We start from the raw sequence: 22,404 nt of genomic DNA, 5'->3' as shown, positions 1-22,404 counted from the left end.
CTTGTGAGACGCTGCTGGCCGACTTCGCGAGGGGTCGCCGAACGCGAAACGAAACAACGGCCCGGAGCCGGAACCAGGGGTGAGTCGAATGGAACACGTGGATCACATTCTCATCGTCGACGATGACCGTGAAATCAGGGAGCTGGTGGGCAACTATCTGCAGAAGAACGGCCTGCGGACCACCGTCGTGGCCGACGGGCGACAGATGCGCGCCTTGCTGGAGTCGACCACGGTGGACTTGATCGTGCTGGACATCATGATGCCTGGCGACGACGGGCTGATCCTGTGTCGCGAGCTGCGCGCGGGAAAACACAAGGCCACGCCAATCCTGATGCTGACCGCGCGCAACGACGAGACGGATCGCATCATCGGCCTGGAAATGGGCGCCGACGATTACCTGGTCAAGCCGTTCGTGGCCCGGGAACTGCTGGCCCGGATCAACGCCGTGCTGCGCCGCACCCGCATGTTGCCGCCCAACCTGATCGTCAGTGAAGCCGGTCGGCTGCTGGCCTTCGGCAAGTGGCGACTGGATACCACGGCCCGCCACCTGCTGGATGCCGAGGGCACCATCGTCACCTTGAGCGGCGGTGAGTACCGGCTGCTTCGGGTGTTTCTCGACCATCCCCAGCGCGTTCTGAACCGTGATCAACTGCTCAACCTGACCCAGGGCCGCGATGCGGATCTGTTCGACCGCTCCATCGACCTGCTCGTCAGTCGCCTGCGCCAGCGTCTGCTGGACGACGCCCGCGCGCCGGCCTACATCAAGACCGTGCGCAACGAGGGCTATGTGTTCACCTACCCGGTGGAAATTCTCGGGGAGTCATCATGACCCTGCTCCGCTGGCCGCGCACGCTGGCGTCGCGGCTGTCGCTGATCTTTCTGGTGAGCCTGGTCATCGCTCACGGCCTTTCTTTCGGCTTGCAGTCCTACGAGCGTTATCAAAGTGCAATGACCCTGATGCTCGACAATCTGGAGCAGGATCTTGCAACCTCGGTGGCGGTGCTGGAGCGTCTGCCGGCGGACGAGCGCCCGGCCTGGCTGCCGCGCTTCGAGCACCCCAATTATCGCTACCAGCTCGACGCAGGCCAGCCGGGGCCGCCGATGGACATGGACGCGGCGCCCACTTCGGTGGCCACCATGCAGGCCACCCTGGGGCATGATTACGCCCTCGCCTTTACCGATGTGCCCGACGTACGCCCGCATTATCAGGTGCATCTGCGCCTCAAGGACGGCAGCCCGTTGACCATCGATGTGCGCCCCTCGATCACGCCGTTGTCCCCCTGGTTGCCGTTGGTACTGGTCGTGCAACTGCTGACCCTGTTTGCCTGTACCTGGCTGGCGGTGCGCACGGCTATCCGCCCGCTGACCCGGCTCTCCGATGCAGTGGACCGGCTCGACCCGAACGGCCAGGGAGAACGGCTTGAAGAAGACGGGCCTATGGAAGTGATTCATGCCGCCGTCGCCTTCAACACTCTTCAGGAGCGGATCGCGGCCCACGTCAAGGAACGCATGCAGTTGCTGGCGGCCATTTCCCATGACTTGCAGACGCCGATCACGCGCATGAAACTGCGCGCCGAATTCATGGACGACTCGGCCGAGAAGGACAAGCTGTGTAACGACCTCAGCGAGATGCAGCATCTGGTCCAGGAAGGCGTGGCCTATGCGCGAAGCATGGCCGGCTCCAGCGAGCCTGGCCGCAAGGTGGACTTGGCTTCGTTCCTGCAGAGCCTGGTGTTCGATTACCTCGACACGGGCAAAGAGCTGGTGTTTCACGACCATGGCTGCGTGGCCATCGAAACCCGGCCCCACGCACTGCGCCGGGTGATGGTCAACCTGGTGGACAACGCGCTGAAGTTCGGCGCCGAGGTCGAGATCAGCGCTGGCCCCCAGGCGGACGGCGGGATGCTGATCCAGGTGCTGGACCGTGGCCCCGGCATTGCGGAGCACCAGTTGGCCGAAGTGGTCAAGCCGTTCTATCGCGTCGAAGGCTCACGCAATCGTGAAACCGGAGGCGCGGGGTTGGGGCTGGCGATCTCCCACCAACTGACACTGACGCTGCAAGGCACGCTGCGGCTGCTGAATCGCGAGGGCGGCGGCCTGTGCGCGGAACTGTCGCTGCCGGCAAGGCTGACGACGCTGACCAGAAAGCTGACCGACAACAACCCGAGCGATCGCTCCCACCCCTAGCCCTGCACCGGCTTTCAGCGCCTGGTTGCGCAGTTGAATCAGGCCGGCTGCTGCGTTTGTATCGCCGTGTATCTGCAGGCACCGGAGACACTTGCAGCATTAATCGGGCGCTTGCGCGACACATCCGCGATACCTGCCGGCAGTTCAATGGACGCCATCGAGGGCTGTTTGCCTCGGTCCATTCCATTGAACACAGGTAGCCCCTCATGTTGCTCATCGCCTTCCTGGGCGGAATCGTGACGATTCTCAGCCCGTGCATCCTTCCGGTTATCCCGTTTCTGTTCGCGCGTGCCGACCGCTCGGCCGCGTCGATAGTCCTCACCTTGCTCGGCCTGAGCCTGACCTTTGCCGCAGTGTCCAGCCTGGCGGTGCTCAGCAGCGACTGGGTGGTGACCGCCAACGGCATCGGCCGGCAGCTGGCCGTGGCAGTGCTGGCGCTGTTCGCCGTCTCGCTGCTGTCGGCCAGGCTCGGCAACTGGCTGATGCAGCCCGTGGCGGCGCTGGGCAATCGCCTGGACCCCGCCATCCGAAAACTGTCCGGACCGGCCGCGTCGTTGCTGATCGGCGTTGCGACCGGGCTGCTCTGGGCACCGTGCGCCGGGCCGGTGCTGGGCATCATCCTGACCGGGGCGATGCTTCAGGGGCCGGGCACCGAAACCAGCCTGCTTTTGCTGGCTTACGGGCTGGGCAGCGCGCTGTCGCTGGGTGTGGTGATGTTCGCCGGGCGCGGCCTGGTAGCGCGTCTGAAACTGTCATTGCCTGTAATCGCCTGGCTGCGCCGCGGCGCCGGCGTTGCGGCACTGGCGGCGGCCGTGGTGATCGGCAGCGGGTCGCAGAACCGGCTGCTGGCCGGCACCTCCTCCCAAGGCGCGGCGGCGGTTGAGCAAGCGCTGCTGAATGGCGTGCCGAAGCTCGTGGATTATCGGGTGGGCGGCGTGAAGGCGGCGAACGCTGCCGAACTGAGCGACAAAGGATCGATGCCTTCTTTGTCCGGCGCAGTGGCGTGGTTGAACTCACCGGCTCTAAGCGATGAGGCACTGCGCGGCAAGGTGGTACTGGTGGACTTCTGGACCTTCGACTGCATCAACTGCCAGCGCAGCATTCCCCATGTCAGAGAGTGGGCGAACAAATACAGCAAGGACGGCCTGGTGGTGATCGGTGTGCATACGCCGGAATATCCGTTCGAGCGAGTCGTCGACAGCGTGCGCGAGAACGTCGTGAAACTGGGGCTGACCTATCCGATCGCCATCGACAACGATTACGCGATCTGGCGCGCCTTCGGTAACCGTTACTGGCCCGCGCACTACATCATCGACGCCAACGGGCGGGTCCGTTACACCCACTTCGGCGAAGGCCGCTACGACACCCAGGAACAAATCATCCGCCAGCTGCTGGATGAAGCGAAGAATCAGGGCTGATCACGCTGCGTGCAGCTTTCGCCCGGTTAACCGGGCATAAAAACGCCCAGCCGTGGCTGGGCGTCCATTCAGCGACCGGCCTAGGCGGCCAGGCCGGCGCGGGTCATTTTCTTGGACTCGGCCTTCATTGCTTCCATCTGCGCGCCCAGTTCATCGAGCTTCGCTTTCCCGAGCAGCTTGTTGGCCTGGGGAAACATTTCCGATTCTTCCTCTTCGATGTGATGTTCCAGCAATTCCTTGACCACTTTCACGCGGCCGGCAAATTCCGGGGTCGCCGGGTCGGTGTTCTTCAGGTCAGGCAGTACCAGCGAATCGACCGTGCGGTGCTCTTCCTTGGCCTCGTAGTACATGATGTCCTGCTCCTTGGAACCTGCCTCCTTGAAGGCCGGATAGAGAATCTCTTCCTCCAGCCGGGTGTGGAGCGTAATTTCCATCTCCAGCTTGTTGAGCAGGTCAGTGCGTTTTTTCACCCCGCGCTCGGTGGACTCGCTCAGTTGGGTCAGGATGGCTTTGACACGTTCGTGGTCTGCCTTGAGAAGCTCGATAGCGTTCATTTGTTTTCCTCCAGGATCACGGTCAGCGGACGGGTCTAGATGCCTGTCCTGCGGGTAACACTTGGGATATTGCAGGCCACGTGCCAACGGACCGTTTTGCGATTTTCCAGGCTGTTCAAGCACTTACGAACCGTAGATCACGAGAGGATCGGGCGTTTTGCACGAGTCCACGCAAACGAATAGTGCAGAAAATATGAACGGCACCGCCGATCTGCACATGGCTCGTCAGGGGTTATCGCGCGGGACGTCCACAGCTGTCCGCGCTGCCTTGCCCCTCGAGCCAGGCGCAGAACGTCAGCACTGCGGTGTCAGCCAGCTTTCCGTTTGGAATATAGGCGCAGTAGCTACGCGACGTGAGCCGCGGCCCGGTGAACGGCGTCAACAGGCGCCCGGCCTGCAGGTCGGCGGCAACCAGGGCCAGTGGGCCCATGGCGATACCCAGACCGTCGATGGCAGCCTGCAGGGTCAGGTAGAAATGATCGAACACTACGCCGGCGGCGGGCTTCAAGGTGGGCATAGCGACGCTCGCCAGCCAGTCCGGCCAGAGCCTGGGCAGGCTCGAGGTGTGCAGCAGCGTGTGGCGCCTCAGGTCATCGGGTTCGCGCAGGGGCAGCCGCTCCAGCAATGCCGGGCTGCACACCGGCAATCGCTCTTCACGGAGGAAGACTCGGGTCGAGTAGCCATACAGCGTGTCCGGCCCGCCGCGGATGACCAGGTCGTAGACCTCACTGAGACTTTCCACCGGCTGGTTGGACGTGTGCACCTGTACGTCGATGCCCGGATGGGCGGCGCGGAATGCCTCCAGCCTCGGCACCAGCCAGCGCAAGGTAAACGTCGCCAGTGCATTGACCACCAGCGTGCGCGGGGCCGGGTCAGGAAAGCCGAAGCGGGCCGTCGCCAGGGCGATCTGTTCGAGCAGCGGACCGATCTGCGCCAGATAAGCCCTGGCCGCTGGAGTCAGAACCACGCGACGGTTGTGCCGTTCGAATAATGGAGCGCCGAGCCAGTCTTCCAGCAGCCGGACGCTCTGGCTGATCGCCCCGGACGTCACGTGCAGTTCTGTCGCGGCTTCCTTGAAGCTGGACAAGCGACCGGCGGCCTCGAAGGCGCGCAGTGCATTGAGTGGAGGCAGTTGTGGGCTCATTCGCAATAGCTGCTCTAACGTGAGCGGGCAATTTATCTGGTTTGTCAGCCGGTACCAAGATAGATATTTTGCTGACCTGTTCTCGACGCCGGACGGGTCCACCGCTCCGGGCACTTACTCGCTGATCGCGACCTGGAAAAAAGCCATGCTCAGTTACGCCGGTGGTCTCGTTCTTCTCGCTGCCATGCTCCACGCAGGCTGGAACGCCCTGCTGCACGGCAACCGCGACCGCCACTTGTCCATGGCCTGGATGAGCATCCTGATCGCGGCGGTGGCCACGGTCGCCGTGCTGCTCCTGCCTCTGCCGGCAGCCGGAGCCTGGCCATACATCATTGCCTCCGGGCTGGTGCATATCGTCTACAACATCAGCCTGGTGCGCTCCTACCACCGCAGCGACCTGGCAGTGGCTTACTCCATCGCCCGAGGCTCGTCGCCGTTGCTGGTCACGCTTGGCGCGGCGCTGTTCGCCAACGAAACGCTCAGCCCGGTGCACGCCTTGGGAATCGCCCTGATTTCGGGCGGCATTCTGTCCCTCGCCCTGCTCGACCGGCACGTCACCCGCGCGGGTGTGCTGGCAGCGCTCACCACCGGCGTGCTGATTGCGCTCTACACCGTGATCGATGGCATCGGCGTACGGCAATCCGGCGACCAGGCGCTGGCCTACACCGCGTGGATGTTCCTGTCCTACTGGACGATGCCGCTGCTGTTCGTGGCGAGCCGTGGGTGCAGCACCCTGACCGCCTCACTGAAAACCCACCCCGCCGCCGTCGGCACCTCGATCATCGGTGGCCTGGTGTCCATTGCGGCCTATGGCATCGTGATCTGGGCCATGCAGTCGGGCGCCATGGGCGGCGTATCGGCGCTGCGCGAGACCAGCGTCGTGTTTGCGGCGCTGATCGGCAGGATGTTCCTGGGTCAGGAAATGAGTGCCAGACGCTGGGCCGTCTGTGGTCTGGTGGCGACAGGCGCGGTGTGTCTGGGGCTTTAGTGGATGGTTGATGGTCTCGTCCGCAAGGCAACCTTGTTCAGGTCCCAACCAAGTACCAGGCCAGAGCGTTTTGCACATTGTCCACTTGCCCTGGCAGCGGTTCCGCTGTGGCTATGGGCGGTGCAATGCCTACCGACCCAGCACCTCAAGCGCTGCCACCAGCGCCTGCATGTCCGACACGCGGGTATTGAGGCCGGGCGTGATGCGGATACATGGCCCGCAGGCAGATCCCTGGCGGGCCACGGTGAACAGATTGAAATCCTTCAATAACCGCTCGACGCCCGCTTGCTGGTCCATCGTGCCGGTAAACCGGAACGCGGTCAGGCCGCAATACAGCCGTGGGTCGTCCGGGGTCAGGACTTCAATCCCCGACAGCTTGCGCGCCTCCCCGACCCAAAGGTCGCGCAGGTAACGCAGACGCGCGCCCTTTGCGGCCCAACCGCCCACCGCCCGATGTTCAGCGAAAACCGCGGGCAGGCTCATCAGCGCCGGGACGTTAGGCGTGCCGTAGGGTGCCAGGCAGCGGATGTCGTCACTCGCGTAACTCTGGTTACCCATTTCAGGATCGAAATCCTGCAAGCGCTCCCGGCGAACATGAATCACGCCCAGGCTCAACGGTGCGCCAATCCATTTCTGCAAATTGAAGGCTGCGAAGTCGATGCCGATATCGGCCAGGTCCACTTCCAGCTGGCCCAGGGAGTGGGCGCCGTCGAAAATCACGTCGATGCCGCGGGCCTTGGCGGCGTGAGCGATGGCCTTGACCGGCATCACCAGACCGGTGCGATGGGTCACGTGGGTCAACGCCATGAGCTTGAGTCGGGGATGTGCGCTGAAAGCGTCGGTGTATGCCTGTATCAAGGCATCCCAGGTAGCCGGGTGCTGGTGACTGATCACGATGACTTCGACACCGCGTGCCTTGTGCAACCAGTGGAACGCGTCCTGTACCGAGTGGTAATCAAGGTCGCTGATCAGCACCTGGTCGCCCGGCTGCAAACGGTTGTAGTTGCGGATCAGGGAATGCAGCGCTTCCGTGGCGCTGCGGGCGAACGCCAGTTCCTCGGCCGGCAAGCCCATCAGTTCCGCCAACTGGCGGCGAATGTCCAGGGCCTGGTGCTTGTCGAACTGCCCGCGCACCTGCACGGCGTTACTGCGGTTGACCTGCTCGATGGCGCTTTCGTAGGCCTGCACCACGTCCTGGCTCATGCGCCCGAAATAGCCGTTGTCCAGATTGATCGGTCCGTCATCACGGGGATAGCGAGCGGCGACTTCATTCCAGTACGCCTCATCGGAGGCCAGAGGGACGGGGCTTTGCGCGATGCTGGACATGACGACTCGCTTAGCAGAGAGGAGCCCAGAGCATCGCCTTGAAATGAGACAGTGGCAAGCAGTGGATGCGGACGGGACGCTTTCCAGCGCTGACAACACCGACGCACACCACCACGCAGGCTTCTCCATTCAGGACAGCGGGCAGTGTCCACGCTGAAAAGTGTTAATCCCGATCCGGATAAATTCGCAGCGTCAGGACTTTGAAGCTACGCTTGCCTCGCGACGTCCCACCGATGTTGCATTCCCTTGCCAGACACCGCCAGGTTAGTGAGCCTGAGGGTGCTATCGGCCTATTGAACCCTCCTCTCCCAGTGTGTCGGCCAGCGGCCGCATTGTCGGTGCGAGCGGAGTCACTCACTTGACAGCAGTGAGGACTACTATCATGGGCTACGCGACATTTTCGGACCATCAAGTCAAGGCACTGGTCGACACCATCAACACACAAGGCTTCGCCGTGCTGCCGGACTGGGCCACCGCCGAAGAGTTGTCTGAACTGCGGAAAATGGTTGCCCTGGCTGTCAGCAATGCGGGCAACAGTTATGTGGCGCTGAACGGCAGCCAGGCCGTAGCCGGTTCACGGCTGCACGATTGGGGAACATCGCCGGAGTTCCTGCAGTTGTGCCAACGGGTAGTTGCGCAAGGTACCGGAGAACGCCCTGTCGAACTCAAGCTGCATCAGGTGCTGCGCTGCCTCATCGGCGACCGGGGCCAGCGTGAATCGCTGATATTCCACTACGACTCGTTTGTCCTGACGGCGATCATGCCGGTGTGCATGCCTGAGAAAACTGCACCCGGCGATTTGGTCATGCTGCCCAATCACCGACCAATACGTCGCAGTTACATCCGCAACCTGCTGGACAAGCTGTGGGTTGACAACCGCTGGACCCAGCGCCGCCTTGTGGGACGTCACGCACGACACGCCGAGGGTTTCACCCGCGTACAGATGCAGCCGGGCCATATGTATCTTTTCTGGGGATATCGCTCGCTCCACGCCAACCTGCCGGCTGATCCAAGCCTGATTCGTGCCACAGCGGTGTTTCACTACCAGAATGTCCATGGCGACAGGCCACTGGTGCGTCGGCTTCGCGCCTTGCTTCAACATTAGGGGTTCATGCGCCCGAAACCGGTTCGCCCGTCATCACGCCGACAGCGGGCGGCGACTTCATTCCAGTACGCTCCGTTACAGGCCGAAGGAACAGGGTGCTGCGCAGGTGCCGGGCATGTCGACTCACGTGGGATAAGGAGCCAGGGCATCGCCTCGAGTCAGATTGCGGGCAAGCCCTGGCCCCGTATCGACGCGTTCAAAACCTCGCCGCGTATCAGGACAACCACAAATCCTGGATACGCTGGTCGAGCTGTTCCCAATCCGCCATGCCCAGCACCCGGGTCGTGTTGAGCCCACGCAGATAGCCCCGTAGCTGATTGGCCGATGCGCGCAGGTCTTCGGGCGACGCTGCGGCCTGCGTCAAGGCGTGCTCGTAGCCGTCGAGATAGTCAGTGACGCGCTCCCTGAACTCAGGCAGCACCGCATCGAGGATCAGATCAAAGGTTCGCTGTTTCTGAGTGGTTGGCACGCTATCCCCCGGGAATTCGTCAAGGCCCGCGACGGACCGCTCGGACTTGAGTGTAGCCATCATTGCGTCTGGAGCCGAGCCCGTCCGCTTGCGGCCCGGCGCGGCGCCGCTGAAGATGGATGGCAGGCCGGTCAACGGGCTGCACCGCGATCTGGAAAGAATGCTCGTAACGGACTAGACGACTGGTCTAATGGCTGTTACGTTAGCCACACCTTCACCAGGCGAAGGGACTTGGACTGCAAGCGATGCGCTAGATTTTCACCATTTTGTAGACGACCGGTCTACGTGGCTGTTTCCATTTTCCGTTACTGACCCACTAAGGAATGCACAATGAAAATTCTGATAGTCCTGACTTCCCACGACACCCTTGGCAACACCGGCCGTAAAACCGGTTTCTGGCTGGAGGAACTGGCCGCGCCCTACTACGCATTCCTGGCCGCCGGGGCGCAGGTTGTCCTGGCGTCGCCCCAGGGCGGCCAGCCGCCTCTCGATCCAAAAAGCAATGAACCCGCGTTTCAGACCGATCTGACCCGCCGCTTCGAAGCGGATGCCGAAGCGAACGCCAGACTGGCGGCCACCGTGCGCCTGGACAGCGTCTCTCAAGCGGATTACGACGCCGTCTTTTACCCAGGCGGTCATGGTCCGCTATGGGACTTGGCCGAAGATGAGCATTCGATCCGGTTGATTCAGTCGTTCCTGGCCGCCGACAAGCCGGCAGCCCTGGTCTGCCATGCACCGGGCGTTCTTCGTCATGTAAAGAATCCCGACGGCACACCGCTGGTGGAAAGCAAGCAGGTCACCGGTTTTGCCAACAGCGAAGAAGAGGCCGTGGGCCTGACCGACGTAGTGCCGTTCCTGGTCGAGGACGAGCTCAAGGCCAAGGGCGGTCTGTATTCGAAAGGCGAAGACTGGAGTTCCTACGTGGTCAGCGATGGGTTGCTGATTACCGGGCAAAACCCAGGCTCTTCAACGGAGGCGGCGCAGGCGCTGGTGAAAAAACTCGGCCATGTCGCTGGGTGAATGAACCGTAGAGGTCGGTAAGTGCCGGTATCGAAGGTTGTGGACATCAACCAGGTTCTGAGCCGGCCGTGTCTCGAGTGGCTGCGGGCGCAGCGCACACCGCGTGTGCCGTTACGCCCGCTGGCCGGGTTGACCTGAAACCTGGCATGCGCTTACGGGGAGTCGAAGCTTTTAGACGACCCACCTGGCTATTGCTAACATGCCACGCGTTACAACGCTTCCGGCTGATGACAGTAGCCGGCCATGACAACCTGTATTGCCTGGCAAACCCGTTTTCTCGACTGTGAACCGATTGATATGAGTGCATCCACGAAATTCAAAACCTCCGACGTTCGTTCGCAGATTCTCAATGTCGGCCAGCGCATCATGGCGGCCAAGGGTTACTCGGCAGTCGGCCTGAACGAAATTCTTGCCACCGCGGGCGTGCCCAAAGGGTCTTTCTACCATTACTTCGGTTCCAAGGACGCTTTCGGCGAGGCGCTGCTGGAAAGCTATTTCGAGGACTACCTGGCCGAACTGGACCGAACGCTCAGCCAGCCGGGAATGACCATGGCCGAACGTCTGATGGACTACTGGCGTCTGTGGCAGGAAACCCAGTCCTTTGAAGACTGCCAAGGCAAATGCCTGGCAGTGAAACTGGGCGTTGAAGTTGCCGACCTCTCGGAAAGCATGCGCTCGGTGCTCAAACGCGGCACTTCCGGGATCACCAACAGAATCGGGCAGGCCGTCGAAGCCGGTGTCGCGGAAGGATCGTTCGCCATCGATCAGGAGCCGCAATCCGTGGCGCAAAGCCTCTACCAGCTCTGGGTCGGAGCCAGCGTGATGGTCAAGATCACACGCAGCCTGCAACCGTTCGAGACGGCCATGCACAGCACCCGCCGCCTGCTGAATGTGGCGCGCTGACAGCAGGTGCGACAGATGGACAGGCGGCAATGGCTATACGCGTAAAACAGGCTTTTCTGTGAACATCACGGTTCCAGGTCGTCCACCGCTTGAGAGGCTTCACTCATGGATCACAGATTACGTGTTCTATTTGTCTGCACCACCAATGCAGCGCTCTCCCAAATGGCCGAAGCACTGCTGCGCCATGCCGATCCCGAACACTTCGAGGCCTACAGCGCAGGCATCGCACCCACGGCAATCGACCCCAGGGCACTGGCCGCGCTGCAGGAAATCGACATCGACGACCCGGCCTTGCGCAGCAAATCCGTCGATGAGTTCACCGGCGTTCCGTTCGACTACATCATCACCCTGAGTGAAGACCCGGCGCAGACGTTCCCGGTACTCAACGATGTATCGGAGGTTCTGGCCTGGCACTTCGAAGATCCGGTGACCAGCGAAAAGTCCAACCCCTTTCGCAACGCTCGCATCGAAATCAGTGAGCGCGTGAAGATCTTCGTGCTGGTGAAACTCAAGAAGACCTGACAACGCCCGCACGCCGATGAGTGTCTGGACATGACATGAGTGCAGTCCTGGACCGTGAATGCCACTCGGCCTGCCACCGGTGCGCGGCCTTATGGCATACGCAGAATCAGGCCTTGGCAATCTCCGGCGCCAGCAGCCATTCGGCGCTGTCGTTCCAGACGTCCATGCGGGTGATCTTGCCGTCACGCACCTCGAAGCGGTCCAGGTAGCGATTGCCCGAGAAACTGCGGCCGTCCGGCCATTCGCCGAACAAGGTGCCGTTGGAATACACCACGACGTGGTCGCCACGGTCCATCCAGTCGAAATTGCCCAACTGTTTCTTGACCCACGCATAGCGCGCACCGTTGAAGGCGGTGATGGCTTTGGGATCGGGCATGGCGCGTGCGCCGGTGAACGTGATTTTCACGTCGTCGCTCATGAACGTCGCGGCCCGAACCGGGTCCGGTGCCATGGACGCCTCCAGAAAATTGCTAACAATCTGCACGCCTTCATTTATTTCAGACATTGATAAAGCCCTTTAATCAGGAAAATCCGGTGGCTTGAAAGTGCCTCCACATGGTGCGATCCGCTTCAAACTGGCGCGTTATTCAGCCGCCAGATCGCGTAAAAACAGCGGTTTCAACGGAAGCGGTGACTGGCATCTTACTTGCTAGCAATAAATGTGCAACTGCTAGCAATCAGGAGAATTCACTATGGCCTTCCGGCTTCCAAACCTGCAACGTCTGCTATTCCCCGTGGCTGCGGCAGTCACGCTCAACATGGCCATGTTCGGTGGCGCGCAAGCGGCCGAGCCGCCTATCAAGGTCGGTCTGGTGGCGGCCCTTTCGGGTCAGTCGGCCAAATCCGGCGAGGCCCTGACCCGCGGCCTGACCATGGCGATCAATGAAGTCAACGCCAAGGGCGGCGTGCTGGGACGTCCGCTGGAGCTGGTGCGCCGCGACGACGAAAGCAACCCGTCCAAGGGCATGCTCGCCGCGCGCGAACTGATCCAGCGGGAAAAAGTCACCGTGCTGTTCGGTGGTCTGGATACGCCGGTTTCCCTGGCCATCGTGCCGCTGGCCAACCAGATGAAAATCCCGTTCATGGGCATCTGGGCGGCAGGCACCAAGATCACCGAAAACGGCGCGGCGGATAATTACGTGTTCCGGGTCTCGGCCGTCGACGAACGCGTGGACGAGGCGCTGGTGAAATACGGCGTCGACAACGGCATGAGCAAGCCGGGAATGATCCTGATCAATAACCCGTGGGGCGAATCCAACGAGGCGGGCTTCAAGCGTGCCCTGGAAAAACGCGGCCTGGCCAACGCCGGCGTCGAACGCATTCAGGACAGCGATCTGGACGTGGTGCCGCAACTGACCCGCTTGAAAAACGCAGGTGCCGACACCCTGCTGATGGTCGGCAACGTGGGGCCTTCGGCGCAGGTCGTCAAATCCCTGGACCGCATGGGCTGGGATGTGCCGGTGGTTTCTCACTGGGGTCCGGCCGGTGGTCGCTTCGGCGAGCTGGCGGGTCCGAACGCTTCCCGGGTGCACTTCATCCAGACCTACGTATTCACCGAGCACAACAGCGCCAAGGGCGATGCCCTGCTGGCCGCGTTGAAAACGGCATACCCGCAGATCAAGAGCCTGGCCGACGTCACTCCGGCAGTCGGCATTGCCAACGCCTATGACGCGCTGCACCTCACCGTGCAAGCCATCGAAAAAGCCGGCAGTACCGAAGGCAAGGCGGTACGTGACGGCTTCTACGCAATCAGCGACTACGACGGCCTGATCAAGCACTACAAGCAGCCGTTCACCGCGACGCAGCATGACGCGCTGGGGCCGGACGATTACATCTTCACGCATTTCGTCAACGACCAGATCGTACCGCTCAAGCAAAAGGACTAAGCCATGTTCACCGCCGCCATTATCACGGGCCTGGGCCTGGGCAGCATGTACGCACTGCTGGCGCTGGGTTTTCACCTGACCTACGTCGTCTCGCGCACCGTCAACTTTGCCCAGGGCAGCGCCATGATGGTCGGCGCGGTGCTGGGTTATACGTGCTGCATCACCTGGGGCTGGTCGTTATGGCTGGCCCTGCCACTGACGCTGATCCTCTGCGCGCTGTATGGCCTGGCGATCGAACGCTGGCTGGTGCGGCCCTTCCACAGTCGCGGCTCCCAGGCCTGGCTGATGGCAACCGTGGCGGGCGGCATTCTGGTGGACAACCTGGCACTGTTTACCTTCGGCAAGGAGCCTCGTCAGTTCGAGAGCAGCCTGTTGAACCTGAACCTCGAGCTGCTCGGCAGCAGCGTCGGCGCCTTGCAGCTGCTGATTCCGCTGGCCGGCGCGGCCGTTGCACTGGCGTTGTACCTGGTGCGGCGTTATACCCGGCTGGGCAAGGTGCTTGAGGCCTGCGTGCAGAATCCTCGCGCGGCGATGCTGATGGGCATCAACGTCAATCGCGTCGTCGCCATCGCCTTTGCCGTGTCCACCGTGTTTGCGGCGGTGGCCGGCTTGCTGATTGCGCCGCTGTTCAGCGTCAATGCGGAGATGGGCATGCTGTTCGGCCTCAAAGCGTTTGCGGTGGCCATTCTAGGCGGCATCGGCAGCGCCGGCGGTGTGTTTGCCGCCGGGCTGCTGTTCGGGCTGGCCGAGGCGCTGATCACCTTGTACTTCGGTTCCGCCTTCACCCAGATATTCACGTTTGCGCTGGTCATCCTGGCGCTGGCGATTCGTCCCAACGGTCTGTTCGGCAGCCAGGCACTGGTCAAAGTATGAAAAACCTCAAAACCCTGGCCGCTCCGGCGTTCATCGCCCTGCTCGCGGTGCTCTGCGGCGGTCTGGCGTTCACCCTCGACAGTTACTCATTGCTGGTTTTCACCCTGTGCGCCCTGGCTGCGGTAGTCGGTGTCGGCCTGAATATCCTGATCGGCCTGAGCGGGCAGATTTCCTTCGGCCACATCGCGTTCTACGCCATCGGCGCCTATGTCTCGGCACTGTTGACCATGGCCGGCTGGCCGTTGTGGCTGGCGCTGCCAATAGCCGGTGTGGTTTGCGGTCTGACCGGTGCGCTGCTGGCGATCCCCGCGCTTCGGGTCAGCGGGCCATATCTGGCGATGATCACCATCGCCTTTGCGTTCGTGGTGCATCACAGCCTGATCGAATGGCGGGATGTCACCGGAGGCTCCAACGGCTTGATGGGCATTCCGCTGCCGGAATTCGCCGGCCTCGATCCGGCGATCCTGCTGGCGCTGTCGGCCGCCGGGTTGATGATCGGCGCGCTGCTGTTTTATCGGCGCCTGAGCCACAGCGGTTGGGGCAAGGCCCTGCGCGCCGTGAAAGCCTCGGAAATCGCGGCTCGCTCGCTGGGCTTCAATCCGGTCATCAGCAAAACCCTGGCGTTTGCCTTGTCGGCGGCCCTGACCGGTCTGGCAGGCGGCTTGCTCGCGCCGTTGCTGATGTTCATCAACCCGGAATCCTTTCCGTTTTCGCAATCGATCCTGTTCGTGCTGGCGGTGATCGTCGGCGGCAGCGGCAGGCTGTTCGGGCCGCTGATCGGCGCGCTGCTGATCGTGCTGGTGCCTGAACTGCTGTCGGATTTCGCCGAATATCGCTTGCTGATCTTTTCCGTGCTTCTGCTGGTGGTGCTGTGGATCGCGCCCAACGGCCTGCTGGGCGCCCTCGCCCGGCGCTGGGTCAAACCGGAGCACCTGTTGCCGCCGACACATATCGATCAGCAACGTATCGCCGCTCATCTGCGCAGCCGTGGCCCGGTTTCGGGGCTGCGGGTGACCAACATCGGCATTCGCTTCGGCGGTGTGCAAGCCGCGCAAGGCGTCAGCCTGCATGCCCCAGCCGGCAGCATCACCAGCATCATCGGCCCCAATGGCGCGGGAAAAACCACAGTGCTGAATATGATCAGCGGCTTCTACGCGCCGGACAGCGGCCAGATCGAGCTGCAACAGCCGCTGGCCGGGCTGCCGGCCTGGCGAAGCGCCCGGGCCGGGATCGCCCGCACGTACCAGACCACCCTGCTGTTCGGCGAAATGTCGGTGCTCGACAACCTGCTGGTGGCGATGCAGAAAGGTCGCCTGGGGCTGCCGTTCAGCCTTGCGTCCGACGCACAGCGCAGCCTGGCACTGGATCTGCTGGCACTGGTGGGCTATCGCGGCGAAGTGAACATCGCCGCCGAGGATTTGCCCCATGTGGACCGCCGCCTGGTGGAAATCGCCCGCGCCCTGGCAACCGCACCTGCGGTGTTGTTGCTGGACGAACCGGCAGCCGGTCTCAGTCGGCGCGATACCGATGCGCTGGCAGTGCTGCTGCGCAAACTGGCGGATTTCGGCCTGACGGTGATCCTGGTCGAACACGACATGGCGCTGGTGATGGCGGTGTCCGAGCACCTGCTGGTGCTGGATGCCGGCAAACCGATTGCGTCCGGTCCTCCGGCGCAAATACGCCAGAATCCGCAGGTGATCGCCGCGTATCTGGGCGGCACCGACTATCAGGCCACACCCCGCGCCCACAACTGGGACGGCAGCCGCGATGCGCGTTTGTACGTCAAGGATCTGGTCATCGACTACGGTGCGTCGGCGGTGGTCGACAAGGTCAATCTGCTGGTCAACCCCGGCGAACTGGTGGCTATTCTGGGCGCCAACGGCGCGGGCAAATCGAGCATCCTGCAATGCCTGGCCGGGCTGCATCGGGCCAGCGGCGGCAGCATCCTGCTGAATAACGAAAACATCGAACAGGCCAGCGCCAGCACGATCGCAGCCAAAGGCCTGGCGCTGGTGCCCGAAGGCCGTCAGGTGTTTCCTTACCTGAGCGTGCGCGACAATTTGTTGCTCGGCGGTTATTCGCGCGGCGAGGCTTTTGATGCCGCCGCTGAAATCGAGGCGATCCTGCAGCGCTTCCCACGTCTGCGCGACCGCATCGACAACCCGGCCGGGCTGCTTTCCGGCGGCGAGCAGCAGATGGTCGCGGTGGGTCGCGGCCTGATGGCCAAGCCGACGATCCTGTTGCTCGACGAGCCCTCGCTGGGCTTGTCGCCGGCCATGATCGGCGAGCTGTACGACGCGCTGGCCGCGCTGCGCGACGAGGGTGTGACCATCCTGCTGGTCGATCAGATGGCCAACCTGGCGCTGCAAGTGGCGGATCGCGCATATGTGCTGGAAACCGGGCGCATCGTCAAAGCCGCCAGCGCTGCCGAACTGCGCAACGACACCGAACTGGCAGCGGCTTACCTGGGTGAAGGAGTCAGCGTATGAGCGCCTTGAAGATCATCAATGCAAGGCTGGGCGACGACCATCGCCAGCGCGAGCTGTACGTTGAGAGCGGCTATTTCGTCAGCGCCTTCAGCCCGGCCACGCATCAGTGGAAAACTCTTGATCTGCATGGTCAGCTGATCATGCCGGGGCTGGTCGAAACTCACATCCATCTGGACAAGGCCTGCATCATGCAGCGTTGCCAGCTCAAGGAAGGTACGCTGGCCGAAGCGGTGGCGCAGACCCGGGCGGCCAAAGCCGGGTTCACCGAAGATGACGTGTATCGGCGCGGCGCCCAGGTGCTGGACAAGGCGATTTTGCAAGGCACGACGCACATGCGCACCCACGTCGAGCTGGACCCACAGATCGGCCTGACCGGTTTCAATGCGATCCGCCGCTTGCAGGCGGATTATGGCTGGGCGATCAGTCTGGAAATCTGTGTATTTCCACAGGAGGGAATGCTCAACAATCCAGGGACCGAGGCGCTGCTGTGTCAGGCCCTGGAGAGCGGCGCGACGGTGCTCGGCGGCTGCCCGTACATGGACAGCGACCCGCTCGGGCAGATCCGGCGCCTGTTCGAACTGGCGGCACGCTTCGACTGCGACCTTGACCTGCACCTGGATTTCGATCTGAACCCCGAAGGCATGACAGTCATGGAAGTCGCACGCTGCACGCAACTGCACGGCTGGGGCGGACGCGTGACCATCGGCCATGTGACCAAGCTGTCGACCCTGGCCAAAGAACCGTTGACGGAACTGGCGCTGCTTCTGGCCCAGGTCGGGGTACAGGTGACGTGCCTGCCCAGCACCGATCTGTTTCTGATGGGCCGCGAAGCGTTTCACAACAAACCCCGCGGGCTGGCGCCATTGGCGCATTTGCATGCCTGCGGCGTGACTTGTTCGGTGTCGACCAACAACGTCGGCAACCCGTTCACGCCCTACGGCGACGCCTCGCTGATCCGCCAGGCCAACCTGTTTGCCAACGTCAGCCAGATGGGCACCGAGCCTGAGCTGCTGCAATGCCTGGCGTGGGTCTCCAGCGAATCGGCACGCCTGCTGAGATTGCCGGATTACGGCCTGTCGCCTGGGTGTCGTGCCGATTTCATCGTATTCGACGCCCATTCCCCGGCGGCGGTGGTCGCCGAGCTGAGCGCACCGCTGATGGGGTTCAAGGCCGGACGGCAAACGTTCAGTCGCCCGGCAGGCACGTTGCTGAAACCGTAATTGCCGAATAAACCCCGGTTCTGTACGCGCCGGCATGTTGCCAAAGCCTGGCAACCGCTATCGCCCAGGGATTTGCGGCGTGCCTGCTTACGGTAGGAGCAAGCCTGCTCGCGATCCGGCGCGCAGCGGCGGCAACGATGTCGGGTATTGCCAGCACCCCCGCTTTCGCCAGCAAGCTGGCTCCCACAAAAGCTCGACGGACGCCGCGATTATGTGGGAGCGACCTTGGTCGCGATCTGGCGCGCAGCGGCAGCAACATCGCACCTCCGCACCAGATCTGTCGCCTGAAAACACCGCCTTCGCCAGCCAGCTGGCCCTTACAGCTGGCGGCTTTCTAGCTTTAATCGCTTAGCGCCTGCTTGAGGTTGAATTCTTCTGGCGCTCTCTCTTCCAGGGCCAGTTGCGCTTCCAGTTCGTCGAGATGTTCCAGCATCACTGCCACGGCCTTGTCGGTATCGCCTTGTTCGAGCGCGGTGACGATTTGCTGGTGTTCATCGGACGCGCAGGACGGCACGTCATTGCGCTGGTACAGCGCCACAATCAATGAACTGCGCACCATCAGGTTGGAGAGGATATCGCTGAGCACGGCGTTGCCACTGATTTCCCCCAACAGCAGATGAAACTGGCTCAGCTCCCGGACGATGGCCCGTCGGTCTGTGTCGCTGGTGGCCTTGCGCTCGTTGTTCATATGGCTGGCTATGCGCTGGCGGTGTTTGCGCATCAGGGCCGGGGTGATGGCCTCGACGATCGCCCGTTCAATGGCGCGACGCGCGCTGAAGATATCCCGCGCTTCCTTGGCGGTGGGCTGGGCAACCATGGCGCCGCGATTGGCTTCGATGGTCACCACTTTCTGCATCGCCAGCCGCTGCAGCGCTACCTGCACATGATTGCGGTTGGCCTGCAGGGTTTCGACTATGTGGGCCTCGACCAGGCGCGTACCGGGCGGCAGGCGATGCTGGGCGATAGCCTTGAACAGCGCATCGGCAATGCGTTGCACTTCAAGCTGTTTGGCGGTGACAGTGCTCAACCCCATCCTTTCCTCTGTTGTCCTGAAAGCCTCATGCCAGCCCGCAAGGCTGCGGGTGACGGACAATCGGCGGCATTATCCGCCAGCGGCCCGCACCCGGCAAATAACCGGTTCAGCCCTCAGCCTGCCTGACCAAGTCCGGTGCCCTCGCCTCGCGGGTCATGCATGGCACTGCGCCGGCCCTCGGCATCGATGGCGATGATCCCGGCGTGGCCGGTCATCGGGCTGCGGGCCGCAATGATTTCCACCTCATGTCCCAGCGTCGCCAAGCCTTCAATGGCGGCAGCGTTCATGTCGCCCTCCAGTTTGAGGTTGTCCGTGCTGTCGAAGAAGCTGCGACCCAACAGAAAGCGCGGAGTCAGCAGCGCCTGGTCGATCGGCTGCTGATAGTCGATCAATTGGGTCGCCAGAACCATCTGGGTCTGCGGCTGACCATCGCCCCCTTGCGTGCCGAAGAACCAGCGCCGGCCGTCGTCAGCCAGGTAACAGGACGGGTTGAGCGTATGCGCCGGGCGCTTGCCGGGTGCCCAGCCGTTGATGTGCTTCCGGTCGGCATTGAAACCTGCCGCGCGGTTCTGCCACAGCACGCCGGTGTCACCGAGCAGGCAGCCCGAACCAAAATCGTGGAACAGGCTCTGGATCAGGCAGGCGGTGCGGCCCTGGGCATCGGTTGCGGCCATCCAGACCGTATCGGCCGGACGTCCCGGCTCGTTCCACGGCGCCGCTCGCTGGTCGTCGATGGCATCGGAATACGCGCGGATCTGCGCGTCTTCGAGGCTGGCGGAAAAGTCCCAGGGGTTGCTCGCAGGATCGCACAACTGTGCATTGCGCCGCAGCAGGCCCTGTTTGATGGCTTCCACCAGGTAGTGATAGTAAAGCGCACTGCCGTTACCCACCTGCGCCAGCGGCTTGTGCTGCAAGGCGGCCATGGCCTGCAGCGTATACAGACCCTGGCACGGCGGCGCGACATTGAACAGCCGGCCCTGCCGGTAACGCACCGAAATCGGTGCAGTTTCGTGCGCCTGGGTGGCAGCCAGGTCGGCTGTGGTCAGGCCGCAACCGAGTTGATCGAAGGCGGCGCCGAAAGCCTGGGCCAGCTCGCCCGTGTAGAAGTCCCCGACCCCGTGTTTCGCCAGATGACGCAGGGTGTTGGCCAGTTGCGGCTGGCGCAGCATGTCGCCCTCACGTAGCCAGCGTCCGTCGGTCTTGCACAGCCGGTGCAGGTCCGGCAGCTGCTCGATAAGTGGCTGACGCAAGGTCTGCCAGAACAGCTGCGACTGTGAAACCGGCACCCCGGCATCCGCCACGCTGGCGGCATCTTCCAACAGATCAGCCCAGCCCAGCCTTGAGCCCCACTCGTGGCGACTGATATTGGCCGCAGTCTGCCAGCTCGCCATGGCACCCGCGGTACTGGCGACCGAAGCCGGACCGCGCACGCTGATGGCTCCACCCTCAGGCAGACGCTGGCCGGCCTGGCCGATCCCCACGATGGTGCGTACCTTGCTGTCGTGGATCATCCATAGCGCATCGCCGCCCAGCCCGGTCATGTGTGGGAACACGGCGGCCAGCATGGCACTGGCCGCCAGCATCGCATCAATGGCCGTGCCGCCCGCGTCGAGAACCCGCATCCCGGCGGCACTGGCCTGGGCATGGGGCGTACAAATCACAGCACGATTGGAGGTAGCGATCATGGTTCGGGGCCTTATCTTTGCTAGCTATCTATAAATTGATTGTTAGCAAAGCAATAAATATGCCTCCGACGCCGCCCCGGATCATCCAGGCCGTCAATGGCCTGGAAAGCCGACCCGCCTCGCGACCCAGGACCTGGTTGTCATCCCAGGCACCGCGTCACATGTTTCACCGTCTGGTACGCCGCCAGCCCCCAGGGGCCCAACTCGCGCCCGATGCCGCTTGCCTTGGTTCCACCCCAGGAGGTTTCCACGAACACCGCCTGGATCGAGTTGATCCATACATGGCCGACTTCCAGCGCATCGGCTACGCGCTCGGCGCGGGCTATATCGCGGCTGGCCACGGTGGCAACCAGCCCGAAGCGGCTGTCGTTGGCCAGATCGACAGCCTCCTGTTCGGTGCTGAAGCGTCGGGTGCAGAGCACCGGGCCGAAGATTTCTTCGGTCCACAACCGGCTGCCGGTCGGCACGTCGCGGTACAGCGTCGGGCTGACGAACCAGCCATCGCGCGCCAGTGCCGCGCCGCCGGTCAGGCACTGCAAGCCTTCGGCCTGCGCTATCGCAAAATACTCACGCACCTTGTGCCACTGGGCTTCGCTGGTCAGCGGCCCCATGTCGACGTCTTCGGTCAGCGGATTACCGACCCGCAACGCCGCGAATGCCTCCTGCAGACGCGGGAGCAACTCTTCGGCAATCCCGTCCTGAATCAGCAACCGCGAGGTGGCCGAGCACATCTGTCCGGCGTTCCAGCAGATACCGGCGACGATCCATTCCACCGCCTGATCCGGATCGCAATCGTCAAATACGATAAACGCCGACTTGCCGCCCAGTTCCAGGGTCACCGGACGGCAATACGCCGCGGCACTGCGCATCACCTGGCCGCCCACACCGTTGCTGCCGGTGAACGACAGCTTGTCCAGACCTGGATGGTTGCTCAGCGCGGCACCGGTGTCCGCCTTGCCGTTGACGATATTCAGCACGCCTGCGGGTAAGCGCAGGCTGTCAGCGATCTGCCCGTAAGCCTGCTCGATCAGCGGCGTGATTTGCGAAGGTTTGAGTACCACCGTGCAGCCGGCCGCCAGCGCTGGAGCGAGTTTCCAGGCGCTGGTGACCAGCGGGAAATTCCACGGCACGATCAGCCCGACCACGCCCACCGGTTCCAGGCGCGTGCGGGAGGTGAAGCCGGACGCCGCCAATTCGACGTCGCGGTGTGTGGACTGGGTTTCGACCAGTCGGGCGTAATAGCTGAAGGTCGCTATGGCGTCGTCCAGATCCACCTCGGCTTCATGCCGGGGCTTGCCGTTATTGCGCATCTGCAAGGCGAGCAGTTCTTCGCGGCGCCGGCCGAGTTGTTCGGCAAAACCGCGCAAGAGCGCGGCGCGTTCAGCGACCGGCGTGGCTTTCCAGGCCGGCAGCGCGGCGCGGGCGGCGCTGACCGCCTGGTCGACCTGGGCACTGCTGGCCGCGATCAGCTCGGCAAAGGGTTCGCCCAGAGCGGGGTCGCACACGGTCAGGACATCACTGCCCTCGCCTGCCAGCCAGACGCCGTTGATGTAATGCGGGGTATTCATTGTGTGGCTCCATC

At 62.8% G+C, this 22,404-nt stretch carries 20 protein-coding genes; 12 read left to right on the top strand and 8 right to left on the bottom strand.

Annotated elements, in window-relative coordinates; translation table 11 throughout:
• The first annotated feature begins 88 nt into the window (after positions 1 to 88).
• The 3 genes from EGJ27_RS00585 (at position 89) to EGJ27_RS00575 (ending at position 3,605) form a co-directional block, all read left to right on the top strand.
• The gene (locus EGJ27_RS00585) at positions 89 to 829 is read left to right on the top strand and encodes a response regulator (RefSeq protein WP_125828685.1); all 741 of its coding nucleotides are present in this window, start codon (positions 89 to 91) and stop codon (positions 827 to 829) included.
• The gene (locus EGJ27_RS00580; RefSeq protein ID WP_125828684.1) at positions 826 to 2,187 is read left to right on the top strand and encodes a HAMP domain-containing sensor histidine kinase; all 1,362 of its coding nucleotides are present in this window, start codon (positions 826 to 828) and stop codon (positions 2,185 to 2,187) included. The genes EGJ27_RS00585 and EGJ27_RS00580 overlap by 4 nt, the downstream gene beginning before the upstream one ends.
• Positions 2,188 to 2,393: 206 nt before the next feature.
• The gene (locus EGJ27_RS00575; protein WP_125828683.1) at positions 2,394 to 3,605 is read left to right on the top strand and encodes a cytochrome c biogenesis protein DipZ; all 1,212 of its coding nucleotides are present in this window, start codon (positions 2,394 to 2,396) and stop codon (positions 3,603 to 3,605) included.
• An 80-nt stretch (positions 3,606 to 3,685) separates the two neighbouring features.
• Here EGJ27_RS00575 and EGJ27_RS00570 read toward each other — a convergent pair whose 3' ends face one another.
• Both EGJ27_RS00570 and gcvA read right to left on the bottom strand, forming a co-directional pair.
• On the bottom strand, positions 3,686 to 4,159 hold the full coding sequence (locus EGJ27_RS00570; RefSeq protein WP_125828682.1) for a hemerythrin domain-containing protein: 474 nt from the start codon (positions 4,157 to 4,159) through the stop codon (positions 3,686 to 3,688).
• A gap of 232 nt (positions 4,160 to 4,391) precedes the next feature.
• The gene (gene gcvA / locus EGJ27_RS00565; protein WP_125828681.1) at positions 4,392 to 5,303 is read right to left on the bottom strand and encodes a transcriptional regulator GcvA; all 912 of its coding nucleotides are present in this window, start codon (positions 5,301 to 5,303) and stop codon (positions 4,392 to 4,394) included.
• A 145-nt stretch (positions 5,304 to 5,448) separates the two neighbouring features.
• On the opposite strand from gcvA, the gene EGJ27_RS00560 reads away from it, so the two are divergent.
• Positions 5,449 to 6,291 carry an EamA family transporter gene (locus EGJ27_RS00560; protein ID WP_125828680.1) on the top strand — a complete coding sequence of 281 codons (843 nt, stop codon included), beginning with the start codon at positions 5,449 to 5,451 and terminating at the stop codon, positions 6,289 to 6,291.
• A 129-nt stretch (positions 6,292 to 6,420) separates the two neighbouring features.
• Here EGJ27_RS00560 and EGJ27_RS00555 read toward each other — a convergent pair whose 3' ends face one another.
• A complete protein-coding gene (locus tag EGJ27_RS00555) occupies positions 6,421 to 7,617 on the bottom strand; it encodes an aminotransferase class V-fold PLP-dependent enzyme (RefSeq protein WP_125828679.1) in 1,197 nt (398 codons plus the stop codon).
• Between the two features lie 382 nt (positions 7,618 to 7,999).
• Here EGJ27_RS00555 and EGJ27_RS00550 point away from each other — a divergent pair, with 382 nt between their 5' ends.
• The gene (locus EGJ27_RS00550; RefSeq protein WP_125828678.1) at positions 8,000 to 8,722 is read left to right on the top strand and encodes a hypothetical protein; all 723 of its coding nucleotides are present in this window, start codon (positions 8,000 to 8,002) and stop codon (positions 8,720 to 8,722) included.
• A gap of 214 nt (positions 8,723 to 8,936) precedes the next feature.
• Here EGJ27_RS00550 and EGJ27_RS00545 read toward each other — a convergent pair whose 3' ends face one another.
• Positions 8,937 to 9,191, bottom strand: a complete 255-nt coding sequence (locus EGJ27_RS00545) for a hypothetical protein (RefSeq protein ID WP_125828677.1) — start codon at positions 9,189 to 9,191, stop codon at positions 8,937 to 8,939.
• A gap of 330 nt (positions 9,192 to 9,521) precedes the next feature.
• On the opposite strand from EGJ27_RS00545, the gene EGJ27_RS00540 reads away from it, so the two are divergent.
• The 3 genes from EGJ27_RS00540 (at position 9,522) to EGJ27_RS00530 (ending at position 11,636) form a co-directional block, all read left to right on the top strand.
• Positions 9,522 to 10,211, top strand: coding sequence for a type 1 glutamine amidotransferase domain-containing protein (locus tag EGJ27_RS00540; RefSeq protein WP_125828676.1), 690 nt, complete (start codon positions 9,522 to 9,524; stop codon positions 10,209 to 10,211).
• A gap of 297 nt (positions 10,212 to 10,508) precedes the next feature.
• On the top strand, positions 10,509 to 11,114 hold the full coding sequence (locus EGJ27_RS00535) for a TetR/AcrR family transcriptional regulator (protein ID WP_125828675.1): 606 nt from the start codon (positions 10,509 to 10,511) through the stop codon (positions 11,112 to 11,114).
• Between the two features lie 105 nt (positions 11,115 to 11,219).
• Positions 11,220 to 11,636 carry an arsenate reductase ArsC gene (locus EGJ27_RS00530; RefSeq protein ID WP_125828674.1) on the top strand — a complete coding sequence of 139 codons (417 nt, stop codon included), beginning with the start codon at positions 11,220 to 11,222 and terminating at the stop codon, positions 11,634 to 11,636.
• Positions 11,637 to 11,742: 106 nt separating this feature from the next.
• On the opposite strand, the gene EGJ27_RS00525 is transcribed toward EGJ27_RS00530, so the two are convergent.
• Positions 11,743 to 12,141: a nuclear transport factor 2 family protein gene (locus tag EGJ27_RS00525; RefSeq protein WP_125828673.1), complete on the bottom strand. Its 399-nt coding sequence runs from the start codon at positions 12,139 to 12,141 to the stop codon at positions 11,743 to 11,745.
• 187 nt (positions 12,142 to 12,328) lie between these two features.
• Between EGJ27_RS00525 and EGJ27_RS00520 the strand changes: the two genes are divergently transcribed.
• The 4 genes from EGJ27_RS00520 to EGJ27_RS00505 are packed head-to-tail and all read left to right on the top strand — an operon-like array spanning position 12,329 to position 18,104.
• Positions 12,329 to 13,522 (top strand): ABC transporter substrate-binding protein, encoded by a 1,194-nt coding sequence (locus EGJ27_RS00520; protein ID WP_125828672.1) that lies wholly within the window; start codon positions 12,329 to 12,331, stop codon positions 13,520 to 13,522.
• A gap of 3 nt (positions 13,523 to 13,525) precedes the next feature.
• Complete coding sequence (locus EGJ27_RS00515; RefSeq protein WP_125828671.1) at positions 13,526 to 14,395, top strand: branched-chain amino acid ABC transporter permease; 870 nt, start codon at positions 13,526 to 13,528, stop codon at positions 14,393 to 14,395.
• Positions 14,392 to 16,884: an ATP-binding cassette domain-containing protein gene (locus EGJ27_RS00510; RefSeq protein ID WP_125828670.1), complete on the top strand. Its 2,493-nt coding sequence runs from the start codon at positions 14,392 to 14,394 to the stop codon at positions 16,882 to 16,884. The genes EGJ27_RS00515 and EGJ27_RS00510 overlap by 4 nt, the downstream gene beginning before the upstream one ends.
• On the top strand, positions 16,881 to 18,104 hold the full coding sequence (locus EGJ27_RS00505; RefSeq protein ID WP_125828669.1) for an amidohydrolase family protein: 1,224 nt from the start codon (positions 16,881 to 16,883) through the stop codon (positions 18,102 to 18,104). Before EGJ27_RS00510 ends, EGJ27_RS00505 begins: the two co-directional genes overlap by 4 nt.
• Positions 18,105 to 18,444: 340 nt before the next feature.
• Here EGJ27_RS00505 and EGJ27_RS00500 read toward each other — a convergent pair whose 3' ends face one another.
• From EGJ27_RS00500 to EGJ27_RS00490, 3 genes are all read right to left on the bottom strand, one after another.
• Entirely contained in the window at positions 18,445 to 19,137 is a 693-nt protein-coding gene (locus EGJ27_RS00500) for a GntR family transcriptional regulator (protein ID WP_125828668.1), read from the bottom strand.
• 113 nt (positions 19,138 to 19,250) lie between these two features.
• Positions 19,251 to 20,822, bottom strand: coding sequence for a gamma-glutamyltransferase family protein (locus EGJ27_RS00495; protein WP_125828667.1), 1,572 nt, complete (start codon positions 20,820 to 20,822; stop codon positions 19,251 to 19,253).
• A gap of 140 nt (positions 20,823 to 20,962) precedes the next feature.
• Positions 20,963 to 22,390 (bottom strand): aldehyde dehydrogenase family protein, encoded by a 1,428-nt coding sequence (locus EGJ27_RS00490; RefSeq protein WP_125828666.1) that lies wholly within the window; start codon positions 22,388 to 22,390, stop codon positions 20,963 to 20,965.
• Positions 22,391 to 22,404 lie beyond the last annotated feature (14 nt).

This window comes from Pseudomonas sp. v388, assembly GCF_003935425.1.
Lineage (GTDB): Bacteria > Pseudomonadota > Gammaproteobacteria > Pseudomonadales > Pseudomonadaceae > Aquipseudomonas.
Note: the sequence above shows the minus strand (reverse complement) of the source record. Positions and strands in the feature narration are given on the sequence as shown.

What these genes read in the sequence shown, in the direction of transcription:
- EGJ27_RS00500 (WP_125828668.1), bottom strand. Translation starts at nt 19,137, where the DNA reads ATGGGGTTGAGCACTGTCACCGCCAAACAGCTTGAAGTGCAACGCATT.
- EGJ27_RS00550 (WP_125828678.1), top strand. Translation starts at nt 8,000, where the DNA reads ATGGGCTACGCGACATTTTCGGACCATCAAGTCAAGGCACTGGTCGAC.
- EGJ27_RS00580 (WP_125828684.1), top strand. Translation starts at nt 826, where the DNA reads ATGACCCTGCTCCGCTGGCCGCGCACGCTGGCGTCGCGGCTGTCGCTG.
- EGJ27_RS00575 (WP_125828683.1), top strand. Translation starts at nt 2,394, where the DNA reads ATGTTGCTCATCGCCTTCCTGGGCGGAATCGTGACGATTCTCAGCCCG.
- EGJ27_RS00530 (WP_125828674.1), top strand. Translation starts at nt 11,220, where the DNA reads ATGGATCACAGATTACGTGTTCTATTTGTCTGCACCACCAATGCAGCG.
- EGJ27_RS00525 (WP_125828673.1), bottom strand. Translation starts at nt 12,141, where the DNA reads ATGTCTGAAATAAATGAAGGCGTGCAGATTGTTAGCAATTTTCTGGAG.
- EGJ27_RS00555 (WP_125828679.1), bottom strand. Translation starts at nt 7,617, where the DNA reads ATGTCCAGCATCGCGCAAAGCCCCGTCCCTCTGGCCTCCGATGAGGCG.
- EGJ27_RS00570 (WP_125828682.1), bottom strand. Translation starts at nt 4,159, where the DNA reads ATGAACGCTATCGAGCTTCTCAAGGCAGACCACGAACGTGTCAAAGCC.
- EGJ27_RS00505 (WP_125828669.1), top strand. Translation starts at nt 16,881, where the DNA reads ATGAGCGCCTTGAAGATCATCAATGCAAGGCTGGGCGACGACCATCGC.
- EGJ27_RS00510 (WP_125828670.1), top strand. Translation starts at nt 14,392, where the DNA reads ATGAAAAACCTCAAAACCCTGGCCGCTCCGGCGTTCATCGCCCTGCTC.
- EGJ27_RS00585 (WP_125828685.1), top strand. Translation starts at nt 89, where the DNA reads ATGGAACACGTGGATCACATTCTCATCGTCGACGATGACCGTGAAATC.
- EGJ27_RS00560 (WP_125828680.1), top strand. Translation starts at nt 5,449, where the DNA reads ATGCTCAGTTACGCCGGTGGTCTCGTTCTTCTCGCTGCCATGCTCCAC.
- EGJ27_RS00540 (WP_125828676.1), top strand. Translation starts at nt 9,522, where the DNA reads ATGAAAATTCTGATAGTCCTGACTTCCCACGACACCCTTGGCAACACC.
- EGJ27_RS00490 (WP_125828666.1), bottom strand. Translation starts at nt 22,390, where the DNA reads ATGAATACCCCGCATTACATCAACGGCGTCTGGCTGGCAGGCGAGGGC.
- EGJ27_RS00520 (WP_125828672.1), top strand. Translation starts at nt 12,329, where the DNA reads ATGGCCTTCCGGCTTCCAAACCTGCAACGTCTGCTATTCCCCGTGGCT.
- gcvA (WP_125828681.1), bottom strand. Translation starts at nt 5,303, where the DNA reads ATGAGCCCACAACTGCCTCCACTCAATGCACTGCGCGCCTTCGAGGCC.
- EGJ27_RS00495 (WP_125828667.1), bottom strand. Translation starts at nt 20,822, where the DNA reads ATGATCGCTACCTCCAATCGTGCTGTGATTTGTACGCCCCATGCCCAG.
- EGJ27_RS00535 (WP_125828675.1), top strand. Translation starts at nt 10,509, where the DNA reads ATGAGTGCATCCACGAAATTCAAAACCTCCGACGTTCGTTCGCAGATT.
- EGJ27_RS00515 (WP_125828671.1), top strand. Translation starts at nt 13,526, where the DNA reads ATGTTCACCGCCGCCATTATCACGGGCCTGGGCCTGGGCAGCATGTAC.